This window comes from Desulfoscipio geothermicus DSM 3669, from assembly GCF_900115975.1.
GTDB classification, from domain to species: Bacteria; Bacillota; Desulfotomaculia; order Desulfotomaculales; family Desulfallaceae; genus Desulfoscipio; species Desulfoscipio geothermicus.
In genome coordinates, this window is the sequence record NZ_FOYM01000006.1 from 87,723 (window position 1) to 110,193 (window position 22,471).

General features: G+C 45.4%; 25 protein-coding genes and 1 riboswitch. Of the genes, 5 read left to right on the forward strand and 20 right to left on the reverse strand.

The window, feature by feature from the left end:
* Window positions 1–123: 123 nt before the first annotated feature.
* A riboswitch (cobalamin riboswitch) is annotated at window positions 124–313 on the reverse strand.
* A 151-nt stretch (window positions 314–464) separates the two neighbouring features.
* The 6 genes from BM299_RS05175 to BM299_RS05200 form a co-directional block, all read right to left on the reverse strand.
* Window positions 465–1,226, reverse strand: coding sequence for an energy-coupling factor ABC transporter ATP-binding protein (locus BM299_RS05175; protein ID WP_092482402.1), 762 nt, complete (start codon window positions 1,224–1,226; stop codon window positions 465–467).
* A gap of 2 nt (window positions 1,227–1,228) precedes the next feature.
* Complete coding sequence (gene cbiQ / locus BM299_RS05180) at window positions 1,229–2,035, reverse strand: cobalt ECF transporter T component CbiQ (protein WP_092482403.1); 807 nt, start codon at window positions 2,033–2,035, stop codon at window positions 1,229–1,231.
* Window positions 2,036–2,095: 60 nt separating this feature from the next.
* Window positions 2,096–3,148 (reverse strand): energy-coupling factor ABC transporter permease, encoded by a 1,053-nt coding sequence (locus tag BM299_RS05185; RefSeq protein WP_092482404.1) that lies wholly within the window; start codon window positions 3,146–3,148, stop codon window positions 2,096–2,098.
* A gap of 394 nt (window positions 3,149–3,542) precedes the next feature.
* Window positions 3,543–5,108 (reverse strand): ABC transporter substrate-binding protein, encoded by a 1,566-nt coding sequence (locus tag BM299_RS05190; protein WP_092482405.1) that lies wholly within the window; start codon window positions 5,106–5,108, stop codon window positions 3,543–3,545.
* A 51-nt stretch (window positions 5,109–5,159) separates the two neighbouring features.
* Window positions 5,160–5,663: a class I SAM-dependent methyltransferase gene (locus tag BM299_RS05195; RefSeq protein WP_092482406.1), complete on the reverse strand. Its 504-nt coding sequence runs from the start codon at window positions 5,661–5,663 to the stop codon at window positions 5,160–5,162.
* Window positions 5,664–6,232: 569 nt separating this feature from the next.
* Window positions 6,233–6,559, reverse strand: coding sequence for a metal ABC transporter permease (locus BM299_RS05200; protein WP_165608189.1), 327 nt, complete (start codon window positions 6,557–6,559; stop codon window positions 6,233–6,235).
* A 116-nt stretch (window positions 6,560–6,675) separates the two neighbouring features.
* On the opposite strand from BM299_RS05200, the gene mntA reads away from it, so the two are divergent.
* The 4 genes from mntA to BM299_RS05220 all read left to right on the forward strand — a co-directional run bounded on the left by mntA (window position 6,676) and on the right by BM299_RS05220 (window position 9,459).
* Window positions 6,676–7,107 (forward strand): type VII toxin-antitoxin system MntA family adenylyltransferase antitoxin, encoded by a 432-nt coding sequence (mntA, locus tag BM299_RS05205; protein ID WP_092482408.1) that lies wholly within the window; start codon window positions 6,676–6,678, stop codon window positions 7,105–7,107.
* The gene (gene hepT, locus BM299_RS05210) at window positions 7,100–7,525 is read left to right on the forward strand and encodes a type VII toxin-antitoxin system HepT family RNase toxin (RefSeq protein ID WP_092482409.1); all 426 of its coding nucleotides are present in this window, start codon (window positions 7,100–7,102) and stop codon (window positions 7,523–7,525) included. Before mntA ends, hepT begins: the two co-directional genes overlap by 8 nt.
* A 481-nt stretch (window positions 7,526–8,006) precedes the next feature.
* On the forward strand, window positions 8,007–8,846 hold the full coding sequence (locus tag BM299_RS05215) for a metal ABC transporter substrate-binding protein (RefSeq protein WP_092482410.1): 840 nt from the start codon (window positions 8,007–8,009) through the stop codon (window positions 8,844–8,846).
* A gap of 13 nt (window positions 8,847–8,859) precedes the next feature.
* Entirely contained in the window at window positions 8,860–9,459 is a 600-nt protein-coding gene (locus BM299_RS05220; protein ID WP_092482411.1) for a class I SAM-dependent methyltransferase, read from the forward strand.
* A 200-nt stretch (window positions 9,460–9,659) separates the two neighbouring features.
* Here BM299_RS05220 and BM299_RS05225 read toward each other — a convergent pair whose 3' ends face one another.
* The 13 genes from BM299_RS05225 to BM299_RS05290 form a co-directional block, all read right to left on the reverse strand.
* Entirely contained in the window at window positions 9,660–10,463 is an 804-nt protein-coding gene (locus tag BM299_RS05225) for a metal ABC transporter permease (protein WP_092482412.1), read from the reverse strand.
* Window positions 10,464–10,556: 93 nt separating this feature from the next.
* A complete protein-coding gene (locus tag BM299_RS05230; RefSeq protein ID WP_245779654.1) occupies window positions 10,557–11,300 on the reverse strand; it encodes a metal ABC transporter ATP-binding protein in 744 nt (247 codons plus the stop codon).
* Between the two features lie 214 nt (window positions 11,301–11,514).
* Entirely contained in the window at window positions 11,515–11,892 is a 378-nt protein-coding gene (locus BM299_RS05235; RefSeq protein WP_092482414.1) for a periplasmic substrate-binding domain-containing protein, read from the reverse strand.
* On the reverse strand, window positions 11,879–12,160 hold the full coding sequence (locus BM299_RS05240) for a hypothetical protein (RefSeq protein WP_131820607.1): 282 nt from the start codon (window positions 12,158–12,160) through the stop codon (window positions 11,879–11,881). The genes BM299_RS05235 and BM299_RS05240 overlap by 14 nt, the downstream gene beginning before the upstream one ends.
* Before the next feature lie 129 nt (window positions 12,161–12,289).
* A complete protein-coding gene (locus tag BM299_RS05245) occupies window positions 12,290–13,282 on the reverse strand; it encodes an ABC transporter ATP-binding protein (RefSeq protein WP_092482416.1) in 993 nt (330 codons plus the stop codon).
* Window positions 13,269–14,213 (reverse strand): ABC transporter ATP-binding protein, encoded by a 945-nt coding sequence (locus BM299_RS05250; RefSeq protein WP_245779655.1) that lies wholly within the window; start codon window positions 14,211–14,213, stop codon window positions 13,269–13,271. Before BM299_RS05250 ends, BM299_RS05245 begins: the two co-directional genes overlap by 14 nt.
* Window positions 14,214–14,321: 108 nt before the next feature.
* Window positions 14,322–15,194 (reverse strand): nickel ABC transporter permease subunit NikC, encoded by an 873-nt coding sequence (gene nikC / locus BM299_RS05255; protein ID WP_092482452.1) that lies wholly within the window; start codon window positions 15,192–15,194, stop codon window positions 14,322–14,324.
* Window positions 15,195–15,309: 115 nt separating this feature from the next.
* Complete coding sequence (gene nikB / locus BM299_RS05260; RefSeq protein WP_092482418.1) at window positions 15,310–16,254, reverse strand: nickel ABC transporter permease; 945 nt, start codon at window positions 16,252–16,254, stop codon at window positions 15,310–15,312.
* Window positions 16,255–16,279: 25 nt separating this feature from the next.
* The gene (locus BM299_RS05265) at window positions 16,280–16,867 is read right to left on the reverse strand and encodes an FmdE family protein (RefSeq protein ID WP_165608190.1); all 588 of its coding nucleotides are present in this window, start codon (window positions 16,865–16,867) and stop codon (window positions 16,280–16,282) included.
* 553 nt (window positions 16,868–17,420) lie between these two features.
* The gene (locus BM299_RS05275) at window positions 17,421–17,933 is read right to left on the reverse strand and encodes a GNAT family N-acetyltransferase (RefSeq protein ID WP_092482421.1); all 513 of its coding nucleotides are present in this window, start codon (window positions 17,931–17,933) and stop codon (window positions 17,421–17,423) included.
* A gap of 205 nt (window positions 17,934–18,138) precedes the next feature.
* Complete coding sequence (locus tag BM299_RS05280) at window positions 18,139–18,558, reverse strand: EamA family transporter (protein ID WP_092482422.1); 420 nt, start codon at window positions 18,556–18,558, stop codon at window positions 18,139–18,141.
* Window positions 18,559–18,603: 45 nt separating this feature from the next.
* Window positions 18,604–19,563, reverse strand: coding sequence for a nucleoside recognition domain-containing protein (locus BM299_RS05285; RefSeq protein ID WP_092482423.1), 960 nt, complete (start codon window positions 19,561–19,563; stop codon window positions 18,604–18,606).
* Between the two features lie 187 nt (window positions 19,564–19,750).
* Window positions 19,751–20,191: a DUF4198 domain-containing protein gene (locus BM299_RS05290; RefSeq protein WP_165608191.1), complete on the reverse strand. Its 441-nt coding sequence runs from the start codon at window positions 20,189–20,191 to the stop codon at window positions 19,751–19,753.
* A gap of 56 nt (window positions 20,192–20,247) precedes the next feature.
* Between BM299_RS05290 and BM299_RS05295 the strand changes: the two genes are divergently transcribed.
* Window positions 20,248–20,634 (forward strand): Uma2 family endonuclease, encoded by a 387-nt coding sequence (locus BM299_RS05295; protein WP_281246359.1) that lies wholly within the window; start codon window positions 20,248–20,250, stop codon window positions 20,632–20,634.
* A 97-nt stretch (window positions 20,635–20,731) separates the two neighbouring features.
* Here BM299_RS05295 and BM299_RS05300 read toward each other — a convergent pair whose 3' ends face one another.
* Window positions 20,732–22,468 carry an ABC transporter ATP-binding protein gene (locus tag BM299_RS05300; RefSeq protein WP_092482426.1) on the reverse strand — a complete coding sequence of 579 codons (1,737 nt, stop codon included), beginning with the start codon at window positions 22,466–22,468 and terminating at the stop codon, window positions 20,732–20,734.
* Between the last annotated feature and the right edge of the window lie 3 nt (window positions 22,469–22,471).

Here is a 22,471-nt window from a genome sequence, read left to right on the forward strand (position 1 = left end):
ATTTTCCTCCCGGCTAATTTTCATAACAAAAAACCCCGGCCTACAAAGAGACCGGGGGTTAATCCCTGCTACCGGGATAATAATTCCACATAAAAATAGCCACCTCCCTATCACCCGTAGGTAATGGTTACAACAAAACAGGCAGGTCTCCTGGCTCTGGTTCATCAAGATCTCACGTCTTCCCGGGTTAACACCCAGTGACACTATGTGAGAACTTTCCCCATCACAGTGGCGGGACCGCGCCGGATTTACACCGGCTTCCCTTTTAAGCTTGCACCTTTCCGGTGAAGACACCTGTTTGCTTAAAAGTATATTCTGTTAAAAAAAATTAAACTGGTTAAATTTTTAAAAGTTTAACATACTTTTATCAGGTTGTCCATTATTATTATCATTTTTATTTAATGGCCTCAAACATGCCCCCCAAAAGCTATTGCTAATGTAACCAATATCCAAAACCCCATTTATTATGTTGCCTTTTTTGCTCCACAAACCGGACAGCCTTGCAAACCCAGGGGCATTTCAAGCCCGCACTTTTCCATCAATTCTTCATTGGCCAGAATATCTAATGTCGTCCCGTCGGTAATTATTTGCCCATTATTTAAGATAATAGTTCTTTCGCAAAGCTCCAAAACCATGTCCAAATCATGAGATGCTATGATTTTGGTGTGAGTAAAGCGCTTCAGGAGCGTTATTAACCGGCGCCTTGATTTCGGGTCCAGGGCGGATGAGGGTTCATCCATAACAAGAATATCCGGTTTCATGGCTAAAACTGTGGCAATGGCCGCTGCACGCTTTTCTCCACCTGAAAGCTTGTAGGGCGGCCTGTCCATCAAGTGGAGAATTCCGACAGTCTCAAGCGAACTTTTTACCCTCTTTTCAACTTCGCCTTCAGGTAATTTATAATTACGTGGCCCAAAGGCCACATCATCATAAACAGTTGTCATAAACAACTGGTCATCCGGATCCTGAAAAACCATCCCCACACTTTGCCTTATCACCGGCAATGTTTTCTTAATTACCGGCACTTCTCCCACACTGATTTCTCCCTCATCCGGAAATAAAATGCCGACAAGGTGCATTAATAATGTCGACTTACCTGCACCATTTGCACCTACGATACCAACGGACTCGCCATGTTGTATTTGGAATGTCACACCATTTAGAGCCTGTCGCCCGTCAGGATACGTATATTTTAAATTGTTGGCTTGGATAATATGGTGACTCATCTTCACACTCCTGTTATTAATGAACCTATCGCAGCCGGAATATTGAAATAGCGTATTACCACAAAGTATAAACCCCATCCGGTAAAGTATAAAATATCTCCAATTTGGATTCTTTTCTCGCTGCCGACATTATAATCTCCTGCAAATCCCCGGCAGCACATGGAATGATAAACACGCTGGGCTCTTTCCAATGTTCTGATCAGCAACTGTCCTGTTAAAGAACCCCAATCACTGAATCTGATGCCTTTTTCACCCCGGGAACGCAACGAATACGCACGTACCGTGCGGCCAACTTCCTCAATCAGCACAGAGATATACCTGTATGTCAGTAGAAGCTGCAATATAAATACCCTGGGTACCCTCATCATTCCAAGCGCCGCTGCAATCCTTGTCATTCCTGTCGTAGCTATAAGGACCAATGCTGCCAGTATCGTTAAAACGCCTTTCAATAGAATTGAAAAAAAGGATATCCAACCTCCTGAAATCTGAATCCATGGCAATACAACCATTGGGCTGTGATCAAACAACGGGTTAAATAATCCTATACCAATTATAAAAGGTGCAACTACAAGCATCCTTTTTAAAAGCGGAACTATGGGAATATCTGCCAGTGCTATAATAATAACAGGGTAAAACACAAGCGGCAACAACCCGCTTAACTCGTACTTGTTGAAAGATACAACTACAATTAAATAAACGCATGTTGTTAACACCTTTATCAGCGGGTGTATATTATGAATAATTGTCCTTTTCTCTGCAAGCTCATCAAGGAGCCTGATATTGTACAATGATGCTATCATATTTGACATAAAATCATCAATCCCAATTTAAATTATAATGGCGAGGCTTAAAGCCCCGCCTCTTTTCCCCTAAACAGCACCGGCTTTATTTCGTTTCTTGATCATATAGATACAATAACCTGTCATTCCAGCCAGCAGCAAGGTCATTACACCGCCGACCAATCCCGATACACTTGTTCCGGCATCCACTGCAGGCCATGCTTCTTCAGTCTCTGCAGCATTGGCATTTGTTTCCTGTTCCTGAACTTTAAAACCATAATCAGGCAAAAACGCAATCTTTTCCTGAACAGCCGCCAGCGTTTGATGAATTCCCCCCGGTGCCTCGAGTTCCTCTTTACCTGATGTATTAAACATGGACCACTCCAGTCCATCAGGATATGCAGATGCAAACCATGAGAAAACACCACCGGTTATAACTGCAACAATGGCAAGCCCGGCAAGGACCTTCTTGATTGAAACGCGGCCCAATGCCTCACCTGATGCCGCTTTCTCAATGATTTCAGGGCGTGCCTTCCAAACGAATCCGACGACAGCAGCAGTGACAAGACCTTCCACCACTCCAATGGCAAGATGAATGGGCTGCATCAACATTACAAACGTACCAAAGGGCAACTCCGATTTACCCGAAAGGAGTGTTTCGAGAACCACACTGAACGCGCCAAGCTGAAGACCTACAATTGCAGATAACATTGTCCCGGTAAAGATGCGTCCGGTGGAATACCCTTTGCGCATAATCCATTTATAAATTAGAGGATAAGCGATAAAGCACGTATAAAAACCAAGATTAAAAACATTACAGCCCAGCGCAAGCAAACCACCATCCGCAAAAAACAACGCCTGGATCACCAGAATAGACGCCATGGCAAGAAAGCCTGCATATGGGCCCAGTAATATTGCAAGCAGCATGCCTCCCCCTAAATGGCCGCTGGATCCGGTTCCGGGTATTGTAAAGTTGATCATTTGAGCAGCGAAGACAAATGCCCCCATTACCCCCATTAAAGGAATCTTTTGTTCATCCAAGTCATTTTGAACTTTTTTGACTGAATATGCTGCGACTCCTGCCGTCGCCGCCCACATGGCTCCACCCACAACCGGTGAAATTAGGGCATCTGCCATATGCATGTGTATCCTCTCCTTTCCAGATAAAAGATTTTTCCGGCGGCAATAGAAAAAGCCACCAAAGCTAATACACCACTTCTGCAGTGTGTTCAGCCTTCGTGGCTGTGTTAATATTTCATATTATCAATCGATTTAATTTATAGCGGATTCATCCCGCTGTTATCCTAAACTTGCTCATAAAGTATTCTATGCTTAATTTATAATTCCTGCTTTAACTATTAAAATTTTTGTAAAAATTTTTCCGTTCGGCCATGGCAACATTTCAAATGATAATCAAGACCATTTAAAGATGAATATTTTTTCATAAACTCCCGAACTCATGAAGGATAATAAGGATCAAACCGAAATCAACCACCTGAGAGAACACATCGAGGAAGCTTCCGGGTTGTTGTATCAATTAAGGTGCGACAGTTACATCCGAGTTCAACATATAGTACTCGGAGGGAGATAATACAATGCCCTTGACTTTATTGCTTATGGCCATATAACTCTTAGGATAGACCAGGAAGGCAAAAGCCGCGTCATTGAGCACCACTTGTTGAGCTTCTCTGGCAATAGAATTTCTTTCCCGGGTATCAAAAGTTGTTTTCAGTTGATCAGCTAAAAAATCAAGCCTGGAATTGCTATATTTTCCGAAATTAGAATTTGCCCCTGTCCTGAACATGGTCTCCAGAAGGTATTGCGGGTCGCCGGTGGGAGCAGTGTTCAAACTGTAAATAGCGGCGTCAAAGTCTCCTTTCATCAGTGCCTCAGTAATATTTTCCACGTTGGCAATATTTATCCTGATGCCGATATCTTTCAATGCTCCCTGGATGGTTTCTAAAAGAATCGGCAGTTCCGGCCGATTTTTATAGCAAAGAACAGTAAATTCCAACTTTTTCCCGTTTTTTTGGCGGATGTTATCGGGTCCAGGTTTCCACCCCGCATCATCAAGCAATTTCTTGGCCTCCTCGGGCCGGTAATCATATCCCTTCAGTTCATTACCTCCAAAAGGCAAAACCAACGGGAAGGGACCAACCGCGGGAATGCCGCTCCCTTCCATCACTTTGTCGGCCAGGTCTTCTCTATTAATGGCCATATTAATAGCCTTTCTCACGTTAATATCATCCAGACCCGGTTTATTAACATTAAAAATAATCATATGCGTGCGAACAGAGGACGCACCTACAACTTGATAATTACCCGTTTTAGTAATGGCTTCCGTGCTTTCTACAGGAATGTTATTCGCAACCTGGATTTCTCCCGCCTGTAATGCCATCACCCGGGTATTGCTATCAGGAATGTATTTGAAGGTAACCTCGTCCAACTTTGCTTTATCCCCCCAATAAACGTCGTTTTTTTCGACTACCACCTGAATATCTTTAACATAATCCTTTACCTTGAAGGGTCCGGTTAATACGGGTTTTTCGGCAAATTCTTCACCCATTGTATTGGCTGCGGTAACATCCACTATGACCGCAAAAGGATCGGTTAAAGCAGATATAAATGATGGATTGGGATGATTGTTCTTTACCGTTATTTCATTGCCATTTGCCTCTATTGAAGCAATATCAAGCAACTGAGGCGCCCTTTTATTTATTTTAACGGTACGTTCGAGTGAAGCCTTCACCGCATCACCGGTAACTTTTGCACCGTTATGAAAAGTCACATTATCCCTGATTTTTATTTTCCACGTTACATCGTCCACTTGTGTCCATGATTCAGCAAGCCATGGTTCAATTTTCATGTCCTTACCTATCTTTACCAGAGTCTCGCCTATGCCGTACTTAATAACATACCAGCCGTTATAATTATCGGCGGGGTCCAGGTTGCCGGGCCATTGGGCCAAACCTATAGTTAAGGTTTTCTTTTCGGTTTTTTCTTTATGTCCCGATTTTTTAAAAACATTCTGACCGCAGCCTGCCATTGACAGCAACAACGTTCCAATTGTTATAAATATGATAAAATGATTTTTTAGCTTCATTTTTACAAGCACCCTCTTTCAAATGATTTAGTCATCATATTGCTTGTTTTTTTATAACTGCTCATATTTTTCTTGCAAAGATGCATCGCTTAGCCTAAGGTACCAATTAGCATCAAAGATGATTAGCTTTCCATTCTTACTTAAAACTCTGTACCATTCTTTGTATGCGTCCCGGGGATTGATTAGTGTCCAAACAAGATTTCTGCAAACTATTAAATCAAATGAATTATCGCTAAAAGGTAATTTGTGCACATCAGCTTTAACAAACTTAATTGAAAGCCCGGTATTTTCCGCATTTTGTCTTGCTTCGAGCAGCATATTCTCTGAACTGTCAACTGCTGTTACATTGTACCCCAATTCCGCCATCAATAAGGCGAAAAAACCAGGACCCGTACCTATATCCAGTGCCTTGATATTCCCACTTTGCCCGGCATTTTCGCTTATGAGTTTCTTCCAGGCGTCTTTTTTAAAAGAGCTAATCTCCTCTTTAATTAATTGACTATAACCTTTCGCTCTTGCTGACCAATAGTTTTTCATCCTATGCTTTATTAACATATAAAATTCCTCCGACCAATTATGTAGCGTAGCGGGCAATGCACAGGTGTATTTTTTTAAATCTTAAACAGAAATCCTATCATTTTTATTAACGGCCTACCGTCACCCCCCTTAAGCACAACAAAATAAATAACCATGAAAAGTCCATCTTGCTTCTACAAGACAATGACCTTCATGGTCAAAATACATGTTTTTAAAATCAATAACTAATGAGTTTTATAGCATTACTGTTAAGTAAAAGTCTAAAAAGAACCCCGGCGCATGAGGTTAGTTTAGGGGTTACCAACCCCATACGCCGGTCGAAAAAAGGAATTATTCTACTACCGGTGCATGTAAACCTGGTAACAGAATTACTTTAAGGAGGTTAAAGACCCTGCCAAGGTTAAGCTTTTAGCTAAAATTAAAATACCATGAAAGTTTATACCTGCTTCTGCAGGTTAAAAACCTCCATGGCATAATATTTTTCAAATGAATACTCATTATCTGACCGCTTTCAGCGGTCCAACGGATGATTCTTATCATCCTATTTTAGTTTATTATATTTTTTTAAAAAGATTAACATACTTTCGCTAAACTGTCCATATAATTAAAACTTTTTTTAACCCCCAATTTAAGCAACCTTTGTTTAGCCCGGCAACAGCTATCCCAAAGGCCATGGCGGCAGAAAAAAATATCCCGATGGATACGTCCTCCTGAATTCCTCCATGCCGGCTAACAAAACCGATAACCCAGGCAACTAATGTTGCGAAAATTCCACCTGTTAGAATCGGGTTTACTCCCCAAAGAAGGCCCAGTGCCACACCGCCAAAGACGGAATGAGAAATCCCGACACCTACAAAAGAAAGTTCCAGCTGGTATTGCTTTGCTTGTGCAATTCCCTGGTACGCTCGCAGCACTCGAAATATGTTTCTATTACGGCCTGTACTATCTGGGAATGAAAGTCCGAAAAAAAATTGGAAAAGGAATGTTAAAGTTAGTATAATTACTTTAGAATTTTTCGGATGGGGTTAAAATGCAAAATAATAAAAAACAATTCAACCAAGAAAAACTTATAGAGATTTTAAAGCAAGAACCGGACATTATTGCTGTTTATCTTTTTGGTTCATACCTGGATGAAAAGGTTACTCAACCTGGAGATGTAGATCTGGCACTGCTTCTTAGTAAACCACCCAAAAGCAATGTGCAGCGTTTTATTAAGCTGTATCCCAAGCTGTCCGAGGTGTTTGCACCGTTTGAAGTAGACCTGCTATTTTTACACTCAGTTAAAGTCCCCATGCGTTTTGAAGTAATCAGTGCCAGTAAGGTTATTTACTGTACGGATGATGATTTGCGTACTGATTTCGAAGATAACGTAACCAGGGAATATCTTGATTTTATGTATCACCTCAAAGCTGCCCACCGGGAGTTTTATGAGGAGTTAATGGAGGGAAATTTATTTGTATAATCACCAGTTGATAGCCGAAAGATTGGGGATCATTCGGTCTTCTTTTAGTAGATTAAAAAAACTTGCCCAGATACCAAAGGAAGAATTTCAGAAAAACGAAGATGCCCAGGATATTGCTGAAAACAGGTTGCGCAAGGCTTTGGAAGCCTTGTTTGATTTAGGTCGGCATCTAGTAGTTAAATCCGGGGCAGGAATACCCCATGATTACCGGTCTGTTATTACTATGTTGAAGGAAAAAGAAATATTGCCGGCAGATTTTGCCGATCAAATTGCGGGTATGGCCGGTTACCGGAACCGCTTAGTACATGAATATAACAAGGTAACTGTGCAGGAACTACATGAAATATTACAGACAAGATTAGAGGACTTGGAGCTGTTTTGCCAATATATAACTAAACACCTTGTAAACAAGAAGTGAAGTTTGTACCTAATACTTTACTTATGCCTAAATGAATTAAAAAAGAACCCCGGCGATAGCGCCTGATTCTTTCGCTCGTTTTTATATAATCGGTATAGTCTTTGGCTCTTTTGTTCCAGTAAATGGCATCGCTAACCTTGCTGGTTTGTAATACTCATTATCTGACCGCTTTCAGCGGTCCAACGGATGATTCTTACCACCCTACTGGGGGAGCAGTAATAATCAGGCCAATAGTGGTAGAATGAATATCCCATAAACCAGCAAACGGTTGCCTTGCTTGGGATAATTTAAAAATTTTTATAAACGGCAGGAATTTATTATCACATGTCAAATAAAATTATTAAACTACTTGCCGAAGCAAGGTAACCAGGGGAGCTTGCGAATGGCGAAATAGAGACCACGAAGGTTTCTAACCCGGTAAGTGCGGGAGTAGACTTTCGTGGTCTTTTTATGTCAAAAAGAGGAGGTAAGCCCAGTAAAAATGAAAAAAAGAGTGGCGGCAGCGGGTATTGCTTTGCTCATGGTGTTGGTACTAATTGCCGGGTGTGCGGCCAAAGAAAGCAATAAGTTAAAGGTGGTCACCGGAACTTCTCTGATTAACAATATTGTGCAGGAAGTGGGCGGTGATAAGGTAGAGCCGATTAATATTGTTCCACCAGGTTCCTGCCCCGGGCATTTTGATCTTAAACCGGACGACGTACAGAAGCTGGCGACAGCCCAATTATTTTTGCTCCATACCTGGCAGGGCGAAATGTTTACCCGGGATCTTATCGATTCTGTGCATAACGAGCAACTGGACGTGATGCCGGTGGATGTGGCCGGAAACTGGATGGCACCGCCGGTGCAAAAAGAAGCTGTACAGAAAATAGCTGCCGTACTGGCGGAAAAGGATCCGGCTAACCAATCATATTATGAACAAAATGCCGCCCGTATAGCTGCGGATGTGGAAGCCAAAGATAAAGAATTACGGGGCAAATTGAATGCTGCCGGCGCAGCCGATGTCAAGGTGATTTGTTCTGAAATGCAACAGGGGTTTTTAAAATGGGCCGGCTTTGATGTGGTGGCCACTTACGGGCGACCGGAAGAACTTACTCCACAGGTGATGCAAAACCTGGTCGTACAGGGCCGGCAGTCCGGTGTAAAACTGGTAGTGGATAATTTACAAAGCGGGCCCGAAACCGGGGCCGGCATCGCCGGGGAATTGGGTGCGGCCCGGGTAACCCTGTCCAATTTTCCCGGAGCTTTTCCCAAAACCGATACCTGGAGCAGCGCGGTGGAAAAAAATGTAGACTTACTTGTAAGTGCTCTAAAAGGTCATTAGGAGGTAGAAAAGCTTGAACCAACAATACCGGAAATGGTTTAACGACATGGCCGGGAGGTGGGATAGTATTCACCCGCCCTATGTCAAGGAAAGATTACGGGAGATTATATTTTCTATTGACCTGCCACCGGAAGGTAAAATACTGGACGTGGGAACCGGTACCGGAATCATGATTCCCCTGTTGTTGGAAAGGTTGGGGCCGAACGGAGAAGTATGGGCCCTGGATATTGCGGAAAAAATGCTGGAGGCCGCCCGGGCCAAGGTTTCCGATAGCCGTGTACGTTTTGTCCACGCCGATGTGATGGACATCCCGGCGGAAGAAGGCACTTTCGATGCGGTGGTATGTAACTCCTGTGTACCCCATTTCCCCGATAAACCGGGGTCCTTGAGGGAACTATTTCGAGTAACAAAGCCCGGGGGGATGATAATTATATGCCACGCAGACAGCCGGGATTACATTAACAACCGGCACCGCAAAATCGGGGGCCTGGTTGCAAACGATATGATTCCCGAGGCCGGGGAGATGCAAGCCATGCTGGAAGAAGCCGGTTTTTCCGGGGTAAGAGTAACGGATGGCCGGGATCGTTTTATTGCTTTGGCCAAAAAAGAATGATTATAACACCGGAATAATATTCAGTTAACCCGCTTAAGAAATGCACGACGTTGTCCCCGCTCATTCCAGCGCATAGTGCCGGCGGCAACTACAGCTTGCTTCGGACCAGACTTGGCGGCGATGCAAAGGCGGCATGTTCAGGACAACGCCGTGTTTTGTTTCCATGTATGGCTGATACGATGATCCTTAATTTTTCAGTGTTAACCCAATTCATTCTTCCATTTTTTTACTTTGCGCTTGGGAGAAAAAGCAGCTGCTATTATAAAAATAACCGTTGAAACAAGCACGATGGTAGCGCCGCTGGGTGTGTTGAATAAATATGAAATTAAGAGCCCCAGCCAGGTGGAAAGGACGCCAAATAAGGCAGATAAAATAAACATTATCCGCAAACTGTAGGTAAGCTGGTAGGCCGCAGCAGCGGGGTTAAGGATTAAATTAAAAATAAGCAAGCCGCCTATACTGCGCAAAGATGCGGTAATTACCGAGCCGGTTAAAAATAACATGGAATAAAAAATCAGGTTGGCCGGAATACCAACGGCCAGGGCAGCTTCCCGGTGGAATATAACAGCCTGAATTTCTTTAAAAAAGAGCGTTACCAGCATTAAGACAATTACAGCCACGATGACCAGCAAAACAAGATCAAAATTGCTCACCGTAAGTATGCTTCCCCACAAAAGTTCCAAGGCCTCGGTTTTGGGGCCGGGCAAAAGGCCCATAAACAAGAAAGCCAGCCCCATGGTTAATGAAAAGATAATGCCGATGGGCGTATCGGGATTAAACTCTCCCCGGTCGGCAAGCGGGCCAATGACCGCCACAGCCACCAAGCTAAAAACAAAGGCCCCGGCTTGTGGGCTAAAACCCAGCCAGGCCCCGCAAAGAGCACCGGCAAAGGCAGCATGGGCGATAGCCACCCCAATAAAGGAAAGATTCATAGTCACGACAAATACACCGATAAGAGAACAAGCTACACCGCCCAACAGACCGGCCAGAATAGCACTTTGCATGAACGGGTATATAAAAATAGAAAGATCCAGTTTTTTAACCTCCCTACGAATTCATCAACTTCAAGACGGTAGCTTTTAGCAAAGCAAATAGCTCTAAAAATAATTTACCACTCTGTTTTCATCGCCGTATAAAAGATCCAAAACTTCTTCCTGCAATACGTCTTCCGGTTTACCCTGGGACCAAATACGCCCTTCTTTCATCAAAACCAGCCGGTTGCAAATTGCCGAAGCTGTCTTTAGTTCATGAGTTACCATCAAAGTAGTCAGGTTGCGGGAGCGGTGGATTTCGTTTACCAGGGCCATTATCTCTACCCGTGCCCGGCGGTCCAGACCCGTGGTAGGTTCGTCCAGCAGCAGGATATCCGGCTCCTGAGCCAGAGCGCGGGCTATGGCCACCCGCTGCTGCTCACCGCCCGAAAGGTGGCCGATGGGGCGGGTGGCCAGGTGGCTCATGCCTACCAAACTCAGCAAGCTCTCAACCACCTGCCGGTCGAGAATACCAGGCCGGCGCAACAGGCCGAGTCGCCCGTAACGCCCCATCATAACCACTTCCCTGGCGTTTACCGGCATCCGGGGGTCAATATTGTGTATTTGAGGTACATAGCCGATGCGCCTGCGTAAATAAGACGGACAGCCGTTATTTAACATACAGCCCAGCACCTGCACTTGTCCCTTGAGCAGTTTTCCCAACCCGTTAACCAGAGTGAGGATGGTTGTTTTCCCGGCACCATTTGGCCCTATAATACCAACCAGTTCACCTTTTTTAACTGATAAAGAAACACCCCTTAAGGCTACATCTTCCCGGTAAGAAACCACGGCGTTATTAATCGTAATCACCAAGTCCTTTGTGGACGGTAAGTTTTTCACTCTTTTTCGTACAATAATTTTTATCCCTCCTTCAAACTTATTAATACAAGCTGCCAAAAAACAAAAACCCATCCGAAAAGAAAACCATGAAGGACCCCTCTTCTGAGGAGCAAAACCTTCATGGTTTCGTTTTTACTCGAAATCTATATATCGCGCAACATTTATCTTTCCTTTAAAAATTTAATTACCTTATATTAGATCTTACAGTTACATCCGAGTTTAGTAGATAATACTCGGATGGGAATACCTCAATTCCCTTTACCTTATTATTAATGACTACATTTCTTTTAGGATAGACTAAGAAGGCAAAGGCCGCGTCATCCAGTATCACTTGTTGAGCTTGTTTAGCAATACAATTTCTTTCCTGAGTATCAAAAGTAGTTTGTAATCTATCTGCCAAGGCATCAAGCTCCGAATTACTGTATTTACCGAAGTTTGAACTTGCCCCGGTTCTAAACATTACCTCCAATAGATATTGCGGGTCACCGGTAGTAGCAGTGTTCAGACTGTAAATACTGGCATCAAAGTCTCCTTCTTTAAGTTTATTACTAACTTTTTCCATGGTAACAATGTCTATCTTGATGCCAATCTCCTTTAGCTGACCCTGAATGGTTTCCAGAAGAACCGGTAAGCCATGGTTCTAACTTCATATCCTTTCCTGTCTTTACCAGAGCTTCACCTATGCCGTATGTTACTACATACCAGCCGTTATAATTCTGGGCAGGGTCCAGGTTGCCAGGAGCAAAAGTTACGCCGATAGCTATTGTTTTCTTTTCGGTTTCTTCTTTGGTTCCAGCTATTTCAACAGCCTTTTGACCGCAGCCCGCCATTGACAGCAACAACATTCCAATTGTTGTAAATATGATAAAATAATTCCTTAGCTTCGTTGTCTATAACCCCTCTTTTTCATAATGAATCATTTTACTTGTCTTTTAATCAACGTAACCGTATGCAAGCGATCACCCCGAACCGCAACCTCTCATGGTAATACCTTCAAAATGGCAGGCCACCTGGTGTCCTGCTTTTACAGATTTCAGTACCGGTTCCTCCCGCCGGCATTTTTCCTCCGCCCATGGACAGCGGGGGTGAAAACGGCAGCCCGCAGGCGGGTTAACCGGGTCGGGAGGCTCACCCTTAACAATTAACTCCTTACCCTCCCTGAGCCGCGGATCGGACACCGGCACCGCAGCCAGCAAAGCCAGTGTATAAGGGTGACAGGCCTCTGTGGCTAAATCCCGGCTTTTCAGAACCTCCACAATCTTTCCCAGGTACATCACCGCCACCCGGTCGCTAATGTAGCTGATCACTGCCAGGTCATGGGAGATGAACAAGTATGAAAGTCCGAATTCCTGCTTGAGTTTTTTTAGTAAGTTCAAAATTTGCGCTTGAATGGAAACATCCAGGTTGGAAACCGGCTCGTCGCATATCACCAGCTTCGGCCGCAGGGCCAAAGCCCTGGCAATGCCGATACGCTGGCGCTGGCCGCCACTGAATTCGTGAGGATACCTCGTTGCGTGCTCGGGATTCAAGCCAACGGTTTCCAGGAGCTCCTGCACCCTTTCTTTTTGCTCCTTCCTTGTTCCCACGTGAAAATTGGCCAAAGGTTCACCGATGATAGAACTCACTGTCAAACGGGGATTAAGGGAAGAATAGGTATCCTGAAAAATAACCTGCATTTCACATCTTAACTCCTGCAATTCTTTTTCGGACAGCTCTGTTATGTCTTTTCCTGCAAATATAACCCTCCCGCCGTCCGGCTCTTCCAGCCTCGCTACCAGTCGCGCCAAGGTGCTCTTCCCGCACCCGCTCTCTCCGACCAGACCAAGAGTTTCTTCCCTGTCCATGGTAAAGGATATACCATCCACCGCGTGAACCTTCTCCCTGCCGCTCGAGAACAGTCCTCCCCTTGTCCGGTAATATTTTTCCAGATCGTCTACCTCAAGCAAGCGCACGCAGTGTTACCTCCTCCGGTTTGGCCGTAATTACCCGGTGGCATGCCACCGCATGGCCCGGGATAATTTCTTCCAGCGAAGGTACACCGGCCCGGCACCCTCCGGCTCCGTGCTCGCAACGGGGCAAGAAGGCGCATCGCCCGGGAAGATCAATAAGACTCGGCGGTTGCCCTAGAACCGGTCTTAACACTTCATCTTTCGTTCCCAAACGGGGTATGGATTTGAGCAGCGCCTTAGTATAAGGGTGCAGGGGGTTGTCAAAAATTTCATATACATCGCCGTATTCCACAATGGAACCGGCATACATCACCGCCACCTCGTCCGCCAGCTCGGCCACCACTCCCAGATCATGGGTAATGAGAATAACCCCGGCCCGGCAGTCCTTGATCAGCTGCCGCATTTCATAAAGAATTTGCGCCTGGACCGTTACATCCAGGGCAGTGGTGGGCTCATCGGCAATCAAAACCCTGGGGTTCATGGAAAGAGCCAGGGCAATCATTACCCGCTGCCGCTGCCCGCCGCTTAACTGAAAGGGGTAACGCTTTATTATTTTCTCGGGATGGGGCAACCCGACCCTTTTTAACATCTCGATGGCTTCTATCTTTGCTTCTGCCCCGGCTATTCCCATATGACAAATCAAGGTTTCAGTGATCTGAGTTCCGATGGTGAAAACCGGGTTTAACGAGGTCATGGGGTCCTGGAAAACCAGCGCCATATCTTTACCGCGCAACCGTCGCAGTTCTTCCCGGGAAAGACCAAGCAAATTACGCCCGTCCAGGTAAATTTCACCGCTCACAATTTTACCCGGCGGGTCGATCAAACCGAGAAGCGACAGGACGGTAACGGTCTTACCCGAACCGCTCTCTCCGACAATTGCCAGGGTCCTGCCCGATTTAACATCAAAACTAACGCCGTTTACAGCCTTGACCACTCCCTGCCGGGTATAAAAATAAGTACATAAATTCCTTACGTTTAATATAGTTTTACAGGAAATAGTACCAACACCTCCGCTTGGCTAAACCAGTTACAGAAGAAACTTTTATACGCGCATTATGCCCTTTGGATCAAAAGCATCGCGCAAACCGTCACCCAGTAAGTTAAAAGCCAGTACCACCAGCATGATCGCCAGACCCGGGAAAAGCATCAGATGCGGCGCCACCTGCATGTAGGGCCTGCCGTCATTGAGCATGGCCCCCCACTCCGGGACGGGGGGCTGGGCGCCCAGCCCCAGAAAGGAAAGCCCGGAAATGGCCAAAATTAAACTCCCCATATCAAGGGTTGCCAGTACAATCACCGGTGATAGAACATTCGGCAAGATATGCCGGAAAATAATTTTACTGTTGGAAGTACCGCAAGACCTGGCGGCCAGGATGAACTCTTTTTCCTTGACCGAAAGAACCATCCCCCGGATAATCCTGGCATATCCCACCCACCAGACTGCGCCCAGGGCAATCATCACATTAAGCAGTCCCGGTCCCAGCATACCGGCAACAACCAGGGCCAGAACCAAACCGGGGAAAGCCAGAAGGATATCGATAACCCGCATGACGATATTATCCAGCCTTCCCCCAACATAGCCTGAAATGGTGCCGGCAGGAACGCTAATGAATATAATGACCGTTAATACAAGCATTGCAGTGGATAGAGAAACCCGCGTTCCGTATATTAAACGGGATAGGATGCAGCGGCCCAGGTGGTCGGTACCCAGAGGGTACGTTGCGGAAGGACGGGCCAGCTTTTGGTTAAGGTCCACTTGCACCGGGTCATGGGGGGCCAGGTAGGGTGCAAATATACCCACAGCAACAATAACAATAATTATGCCAAGACCTATAAGGGCCATTTTATCCCGGGCCAGGCGATAAATGGGCGAAATGATGAATCTTTCACCCGTTCCAAAAGTAAAGGACTTCATCCCGGCCTTTACCCTTTTTTCCGTTCCCGCTTCTATACTTTCAAGCACCAGTACCACCCCTGTTAATAAATCCAGACATCGAAACTCCCTCTTGGACATATGTTCTCAAATCAAATCATGTTTGACTGCCCTTTTCCAGGCGGATGCGCGGGTCCAGAAAAACGTAAGTGATATCAACCAGTAAATTAACTATTACAAACACAACGGCCATAAACAGCGCATAGCCCTGGATAACGGGATAATCCCGGTTGAAAATGGAGTCGACAAAAAATTTGCCCACCCCCGGCCAGGCAAATATAGTTTCCACGATCACCGCTCCACCCAGTAAATGGCCAAAACTCATCCCGAAAGCGGTCACCACCGGCAGTAGGGCATTCTTGAGAGCATGCCGGCCCACAATCAGCTTTTCTTTTAGACCCCTGGCCCGGGCCACCTTTATATAATCCTGCCCCAGAACCTCCAGCATGCTTGCCCGCAGCAGGCGGGCATAGGTGGCCGCCATCCCGAAACCCAAGGTTACCGCCGGAAGTACCAGGTGTTCAAGCCCTCCACGGCCCATCACCGGGAAAATCCCCAGTTTTACGGAAAAATAGTAAATCAGCAGGAGTCCCAACCAAAAACCCGGCAGGGAAGCACCGACCAGGGCCCAAATCCGGCTAAGGTGATCAACAAAAGCATGGCGGTGCAGCGCCGCCAGAATTCCCGAGGGCATCGACACCAAAAGCATAAAAAATATTGCTGCCACGGTCAGCTCCAGGGTGGCCGGGAAACGATAAAGGATTTCCTCCGTCACCGGCCGGCCGGTGCGGTAAGACTCACCCAGGTCCAGGTGAAGCACATCCAGAACCCAACGACCGTATTGTATATATACGGGATCGTTAAGACCCAGTTCTTCGCGCAGCGCAGCCACCGCCTCCATGGTGGGTTCCACCCCGCTGGATCTTAAAATAATCTCCGCCGGGTCCCCGGGAGCCAGGTTAATAAGTCCAAAGGTAATTATTGATACTCCAAAGATAACGGGGATAAGATAAAACAGGCGTTTAATCAAAAATTGTTTCATAATTACCGGCAACTCTCCCCAAAAGCTACACCATCCCCGAGCACACTGGACAAAGGACCTTACCGTTTATACGTTGAGCGCGAGCGCTTAAAAATTCTTCGCGGCAGTTATCGCAACAAGTGAATTGAAACATAAACCCGGCAGGCATCGGACTTAGCTTGACTTTCTGTACATTAAACAACTCTTCAGAAGGTGCATTGAGGATATATTGCATAAGACCGGCTTGGTGATTATAAAACTGCTCCTTTTCTTCAACACCGGCCTCACCGTTGGCTACCTTTTCCATCAGTTTCAGGAAAGGCTCTCCCAAACGGGAAAGCACCCCGGGCCTCAACACTACTCGCACGGCCCCGTCTGTAGAGGGATAACCCAAGGAAAAGGCATATTTACCGGTCTCCTTCACTTTTAAACGTCTACCTCCAAAAGTACAACCGGTAAGCACCTGAACGGCATCCGTGCTGCAATCTACCGTTTCTACCAAAGCTACCGGCTGCTCACCCTTTTCCGAAGCTTCTTCCAACAATGACAAGGCCAACTTCGCAGCCCGGTAACCAATGGCCAGGATACAGCAGGCATGACCGTGAAAGTTGATTACTTTTTGCCAATCATCCAATTCCATAACCTCCTTCGTATAATAGATCTCGGTAAAACACCTTCCCTCCAAGCCGGACAACCCTCACTGGACAACCAGTAAGATGAATTCTGCGTCCTCCTTGAAAGTGGTGATTTTACCCCTAATACTTGATTAAGTGTATTTCTTCCCCGGCCGGGCTTGATTTTAACGTTTGGCATGTTCGCCTAATCGGCAATTCTGATTAAAGTGAGGCTGTTTTTTTAATTTAAAAGGACTTTTCCGGCAACAGAAAAAGCCACCAAAGCTAACACACCACTTCTGCAGTGCATTCAGCCTTCGTGGCTGTATTAATATTTTATATTGCCAATATTGTCAATCGATTTAATTTATACCGGATTCTTTCCGCCGTTACCCTAAATTTATATTTATTTATTCTTTGCTCAATTTATAATTCCTGCTTTACTATTAAAATTATTGTAAAATTTTTTCGGTTCGGCCATGAGAACATTTCGATGAAAAATAAAACAAAAAACCATGAAAACCTTTGCCTTGCTTAAACAAGACGCCAGGTTTTCATGGCCAATTCTTAAATTTAAAGAATCTTTTCCATATGCACAGTTTGCCCGGGACCACCCTCATCCAATCTGACCTTAAATCCTTGTGACTGCCAGAATTCAAAAGCACCCGGCAAATGCATATGAGTATGCAGATAAATTAGCTTATATCCAGACCTCTTGCAAAACTGTTCAGCCTCTTTAAATAACAAGGAACCAATACCGGCTCTCCGGTATCTCTTATTGACAAAACATTTGACCAACTCTGCCGTCGCTTTTAAATCATAATACCCCTCCAGAGCCTGAATTCGACCATCATACCGGCGCACGGCCAGGGTTCCGACGATTTGATCATCTTCAGTAAAAGCGGCCCAAAAGGAATTTCCTTGCGTGTTGATATATACCTCTTTAAAATTAAGCAGGTCGTGGTCCCAAACAGGGTTAATCCCCCTACCATAAACATCTTTAATCATTTTAAAGGTAAATTCCGTGGTGGGTTGGATATTACTATATCCCACTCTTTTAAGAAAAATCCCTGTATTTGTATCCATGTAACGTTCTCCTTATTTCTTTATATATAGTTTTAGGTTGGTGCCAGGTGTTGAAATGTTGAAAAATCTTCGATTTTCAACATTTCAACACCTGGCACCCATCAAGACAGCGAAGGCTTTGAGGAACAGTGCAACTAGCGACGTGAATCTCGCGCGGACTTTTCGAACATCTTCCTAAAGTAGGAACTTAAAATTTTGAAATAAATTATTTTTTTATCAATAAAATACCTGCAATAATGAAAAGAGTTCCTAAGAGCTTATACCAGTTAAACTTTTCTCCTAAAAACAACAGCGCCACTGCTACCGTCACCAACGGAAACGCGGCAACAATGGGGACAATACGAGACGTTTCGTCCAGTTTTAAAGCATGGTAATAAGCAAGGTGACCTAATAGAGAAGCAAAAATACCTTCTCCTGCAAGAAAAGCAGCCGACCTGAAATCTAATTGCGCCAACCCTCCCAGTTTCCCCGTCAGGATACCGTATAAGAGAATAATTCCACTGATTACAAAGGTTCGCAATGCCAAACCAATAAAGGGGTCCGTTTTAATCAAGCCTATTTTGGCAAAAACCGGTGCGAGACCCCAGAATACCATTGTTAACAAAGCAAAAGTAAACGCTTTCAAAACAAAAAAGCCTCCCCCGATCAATAAATAGCATTACATGCATGCTTATGTTAACAATACTATCAATCCAAGAGCGAGGCAAGTAGCAGATTCTCGCACCAATAACGCTGCCAGGCTTACCTTGCTCCCTAACCTGGGGCCAAAAATGGAAATATTAGTAGGCAAACCCCCGCTCCAAAATTCATAAAGGTAGTGCAGTACCGAGGTAATTAATAGCGTGGTAATTGCCTCACAAGGAGTTACCAATCCGGCCTGCAGGATCGGACCCAGGGTACCGATGCCGGCAACCATGCTCATCACGCCGGTGGTAATTACAATAATAGTAACCCCCGGCAAACCCAGGTAGTTTAAAGCCGGGTCAACCTTATGCATTATTTGATCCATCAGCGGAGTGTGTAACAGGATAGATACCACCAGGGTAACGGGTATAAAGACCAGAGCAAGGCGGCGAAAAGCCGGAAGAGTCCGGCGCACCGCCATAATAAATTTTTCCCGCCACGGTTCCCGAACCGTTTCCCGGCTTGGTCCAGCTTCTTCCTTGCCTTGCTCCGGCAAAGGCAAAAGAAACTTGCCCATTAACATTCCTACACCGCTCACTATAATGTTAATGCCAAGGTAAATGGATAAATATGTTACTCCTGTATGCCACCCCAGAGAGGAAATGACTACCGGGCCAATGAAAAAGGCAATAAAGTATAAGCTGGTGGGAAGGGCGGAAACCAAAAAAGCAACCACCACATCCCACGCCCTTATTAGTCCGGTATTTTTTAACTCGGCCAGCATGGTATAGGCAGCAATGCGGTTAACCATGCATAGAGTAAGGGATGTAGCACAACCTGCGGGTAAATTTCCCAGCCGTGCCAGGGGGCGCATTCCCTGGCCTAAACGATGCAAGAAAGCAGTATTATGAAATAAATTGCCAAGAAAGCAACCCAGCAGCATGGAAGGTAACACATTTATCCATAACTTCAGAACATCAGGTAGCACTTCTAAAATAACCTGCACCCCTCATCTCCACCTTCGGAATAAACCAATAGAAAAATAATACTGCTAGATGAATGACCCCGGTCAAAGCCTCACCCTTATGCAATAGCTTTACCTGCAGGGTGTCGCCCGCTGCCTGGTATAATTCGCCATGGGGCACTATTTCCAATGTATTGCCCACCGCCGGTACCGTGCCGTTAAGTGCTTTTTATTTTGTTACCATAAACGCGAAGGTGGCGGTCAGCGAAAGCTCGTCGTAGACCCCTTCTTCCCCTTCGGGCACCCGGTGGCGGGCAATCAGCAGGTACCGGCCGGGCTCCTTGGCCCGCAGGGTGAGCCACCCGTCATCTCCCGTCATTTCCTGCCACTGCCGGTACCCGCCGGGGCCGTTGCAGGCCACGTCCACCGCTGTACCATCCAGGGGCTCGCCGCGGAAAAAGACCCGGAAATTAATTTCATCTCCCAGCCGCCAATGTTTCCATGTCTCCGGCTGTATTTCCAGCTGTATGTCCGCTTTTTGGGGGATACCTTCCAGGTCGTGCCCCACCGGTACAATAACCTGGGCAAATTGGTTGTAAAAGGTGGCCTTCGCGGCATCCGGGTAATCTTTCCGGGTACCCTTTTGAAACTTTTCTTCTTTATCTATCACATAATTCCCGGTGATGTTGCTGATTACATGATATAAGCCGTTTACCTATAAGTTATATTGACAAAAATAATCTTGGTGAACTATTGTATGCACCAACTGATGTTTTACTAACAGAAAAAGACAAACCACAACCGGATATAATGTTTATTTCTAAAGAACGCCTGGATATTATTACGGATAATTACATAAAGGGTGCACCGGATTTAGTAATTGAAATACTGTCACCATCAACAGGTAAATGGGATAGAGTGAAAAAAAGCAGACTGTATTATAAACATGGAGTAAAAGAATATTGGATTGTTGATCCAGATTATAAGGTTATTGAGGTTTTCACCCCTGGCGAAAAGAACTGGAACCTATTTCAATCTTATGATGCAGAGGTAATTTTAGTTTCACCACTTTTATCGGGATTGGAAATACAGTTAAAAGATATTTTTAAATAAATACAGTTCCAGTTGAACCGGGTACTCCACCTGGATGTTTCAATGATGCAGTATATTGGCGGCAAATAATTCTTCAAGGACACGCCAACTGGTGTATTTATGAGCCTGGCGCATCACGTGATACGCTCAGGACATCCTTCAATAGTTGTTTTGTATAAATATGTTTCGGGCTTTCAAATATTTCAAAGGACACACCATTTTCCACAATTTCACCTTTATACATAACATAAACTTTATCGGCCACTTTCCGGGCCAGATGCAAATCGTGGGTAATATATAACAGGGCAAAGCCATGCCTGTTTTGCAGCCCTTTAAGCTCCCTTAAAAGGTTGGCCTGGGTTGAAGGGTCCAGCATTGAGGTTACTTCGTCTGCAATCAATAATTTCGGTTTTGTTACCAGGGCGCGCGCGATTGCCAGCCGCTGGCGCTGTCCCCCGCTTAAACCGTGGCAATAACGATCCAAGAATTCGGGGGAAACGGGCAGTTGTACTGTCTGTAAAGCTTTTACCGCTTCTTCTTCCCTTTCTTGTTTACTGCCCCGCTTAATTATGTCCAGCGGCTCTTTAACCACATCTAAAACCTTCATCCGGTGACTGGTGGCGGAAAACGGGTCCTGGAAGATAATCTGCATACCCCCGATCATTTTAGTGGCCCATCTTCCCTCCACCTTTTTATTCCTGTAAAATACCCGGCCCGCTTCAGCCGGCAAAACCCCCGCCAGAATGTGGGCCAGGGTAGACTTGCCGGAACCGGACTCTCCTACCAGGGCCACCACTTCACCGCTTCTTATTTCCAGGCTGACATCTTTTACCGCCTCAATTTCCATATTTTTCAGCTTATATGTCTTTCGGATACCTTCAGCCCTGAGAAAAGTTTCAATACCCCCCTTATGACAGGCCACCATACGCTCAAGGGCTACATACTTGAGGAGAGGTCTGGTTTGACTGCAGCTTTCTTCCCCCTGGCAACACCTGGGATAAAAAGCGCAGCCTTTTACAGAATTCCCTGAAGAAGGTTCCCCGTCAATCCCCCACAGGTCCTTATATTTAAAAAGATTGGGGGAAGAATTCAACAGGCCGCGGGTATAACAATGCATGGGGTTTTTGAGCACTTCCGAAGTAATTCCCGCCTCGATTACTTGCCCGCAATACATGGCCATAACCCTGGAGGTAAGTTTTTTAATTACCCCCAAATCATGTGATATTAAGACCAAAGCAAAGCCCAATTTTTTTTGTAATTTTTGCAGTAACCGCACAATTTCATTTTTACTTAAAGGGTCCAAAGACGTGGTAGGCTCGTCAACTATTAATAACTCCGGGTCGCACGATAAGGCCATAGCCAACAACACCCGCTGCCTCATCCCCCCCGATAACTGGTGTGGGTAATAGTGCCGCCACTTCGGATTTAGGCCTACCATTTCCAAAAGTTTTACTACCTTTTGGTCAATCTCCGGGGGAGAAAGATTGTAATGAGTTTTCAAGGGCTCTCCTATCTGCTCTTTAATGTTAAGTACGGGATTAAGCACTTCCAGGGAGTTCTGGAATACCAGGGCAATATCTTTCCACCGGTACTTTTTAAGTTTTTTCTCCGGTAAGCCGGTTAGCTTTTGGTCTTTATAATAAATCTCCCCCTCAATGCTACCTTGTTTAATAAGACCCATTATCCCCAGGGCCAGGGTACTTTTCCCACACCCGGATTCCCCGATAATCCCCAGGCTCTCTCCTTTTCGGAGCTGCAGGGATACGCCGTCGACGGCCTTTACCGGCGAGTGTACGGCGCGGTAAGTAACGGACAAATCTTTTATTTCCAGTAAATACTTTCCGTCAGCGGTCAAAGT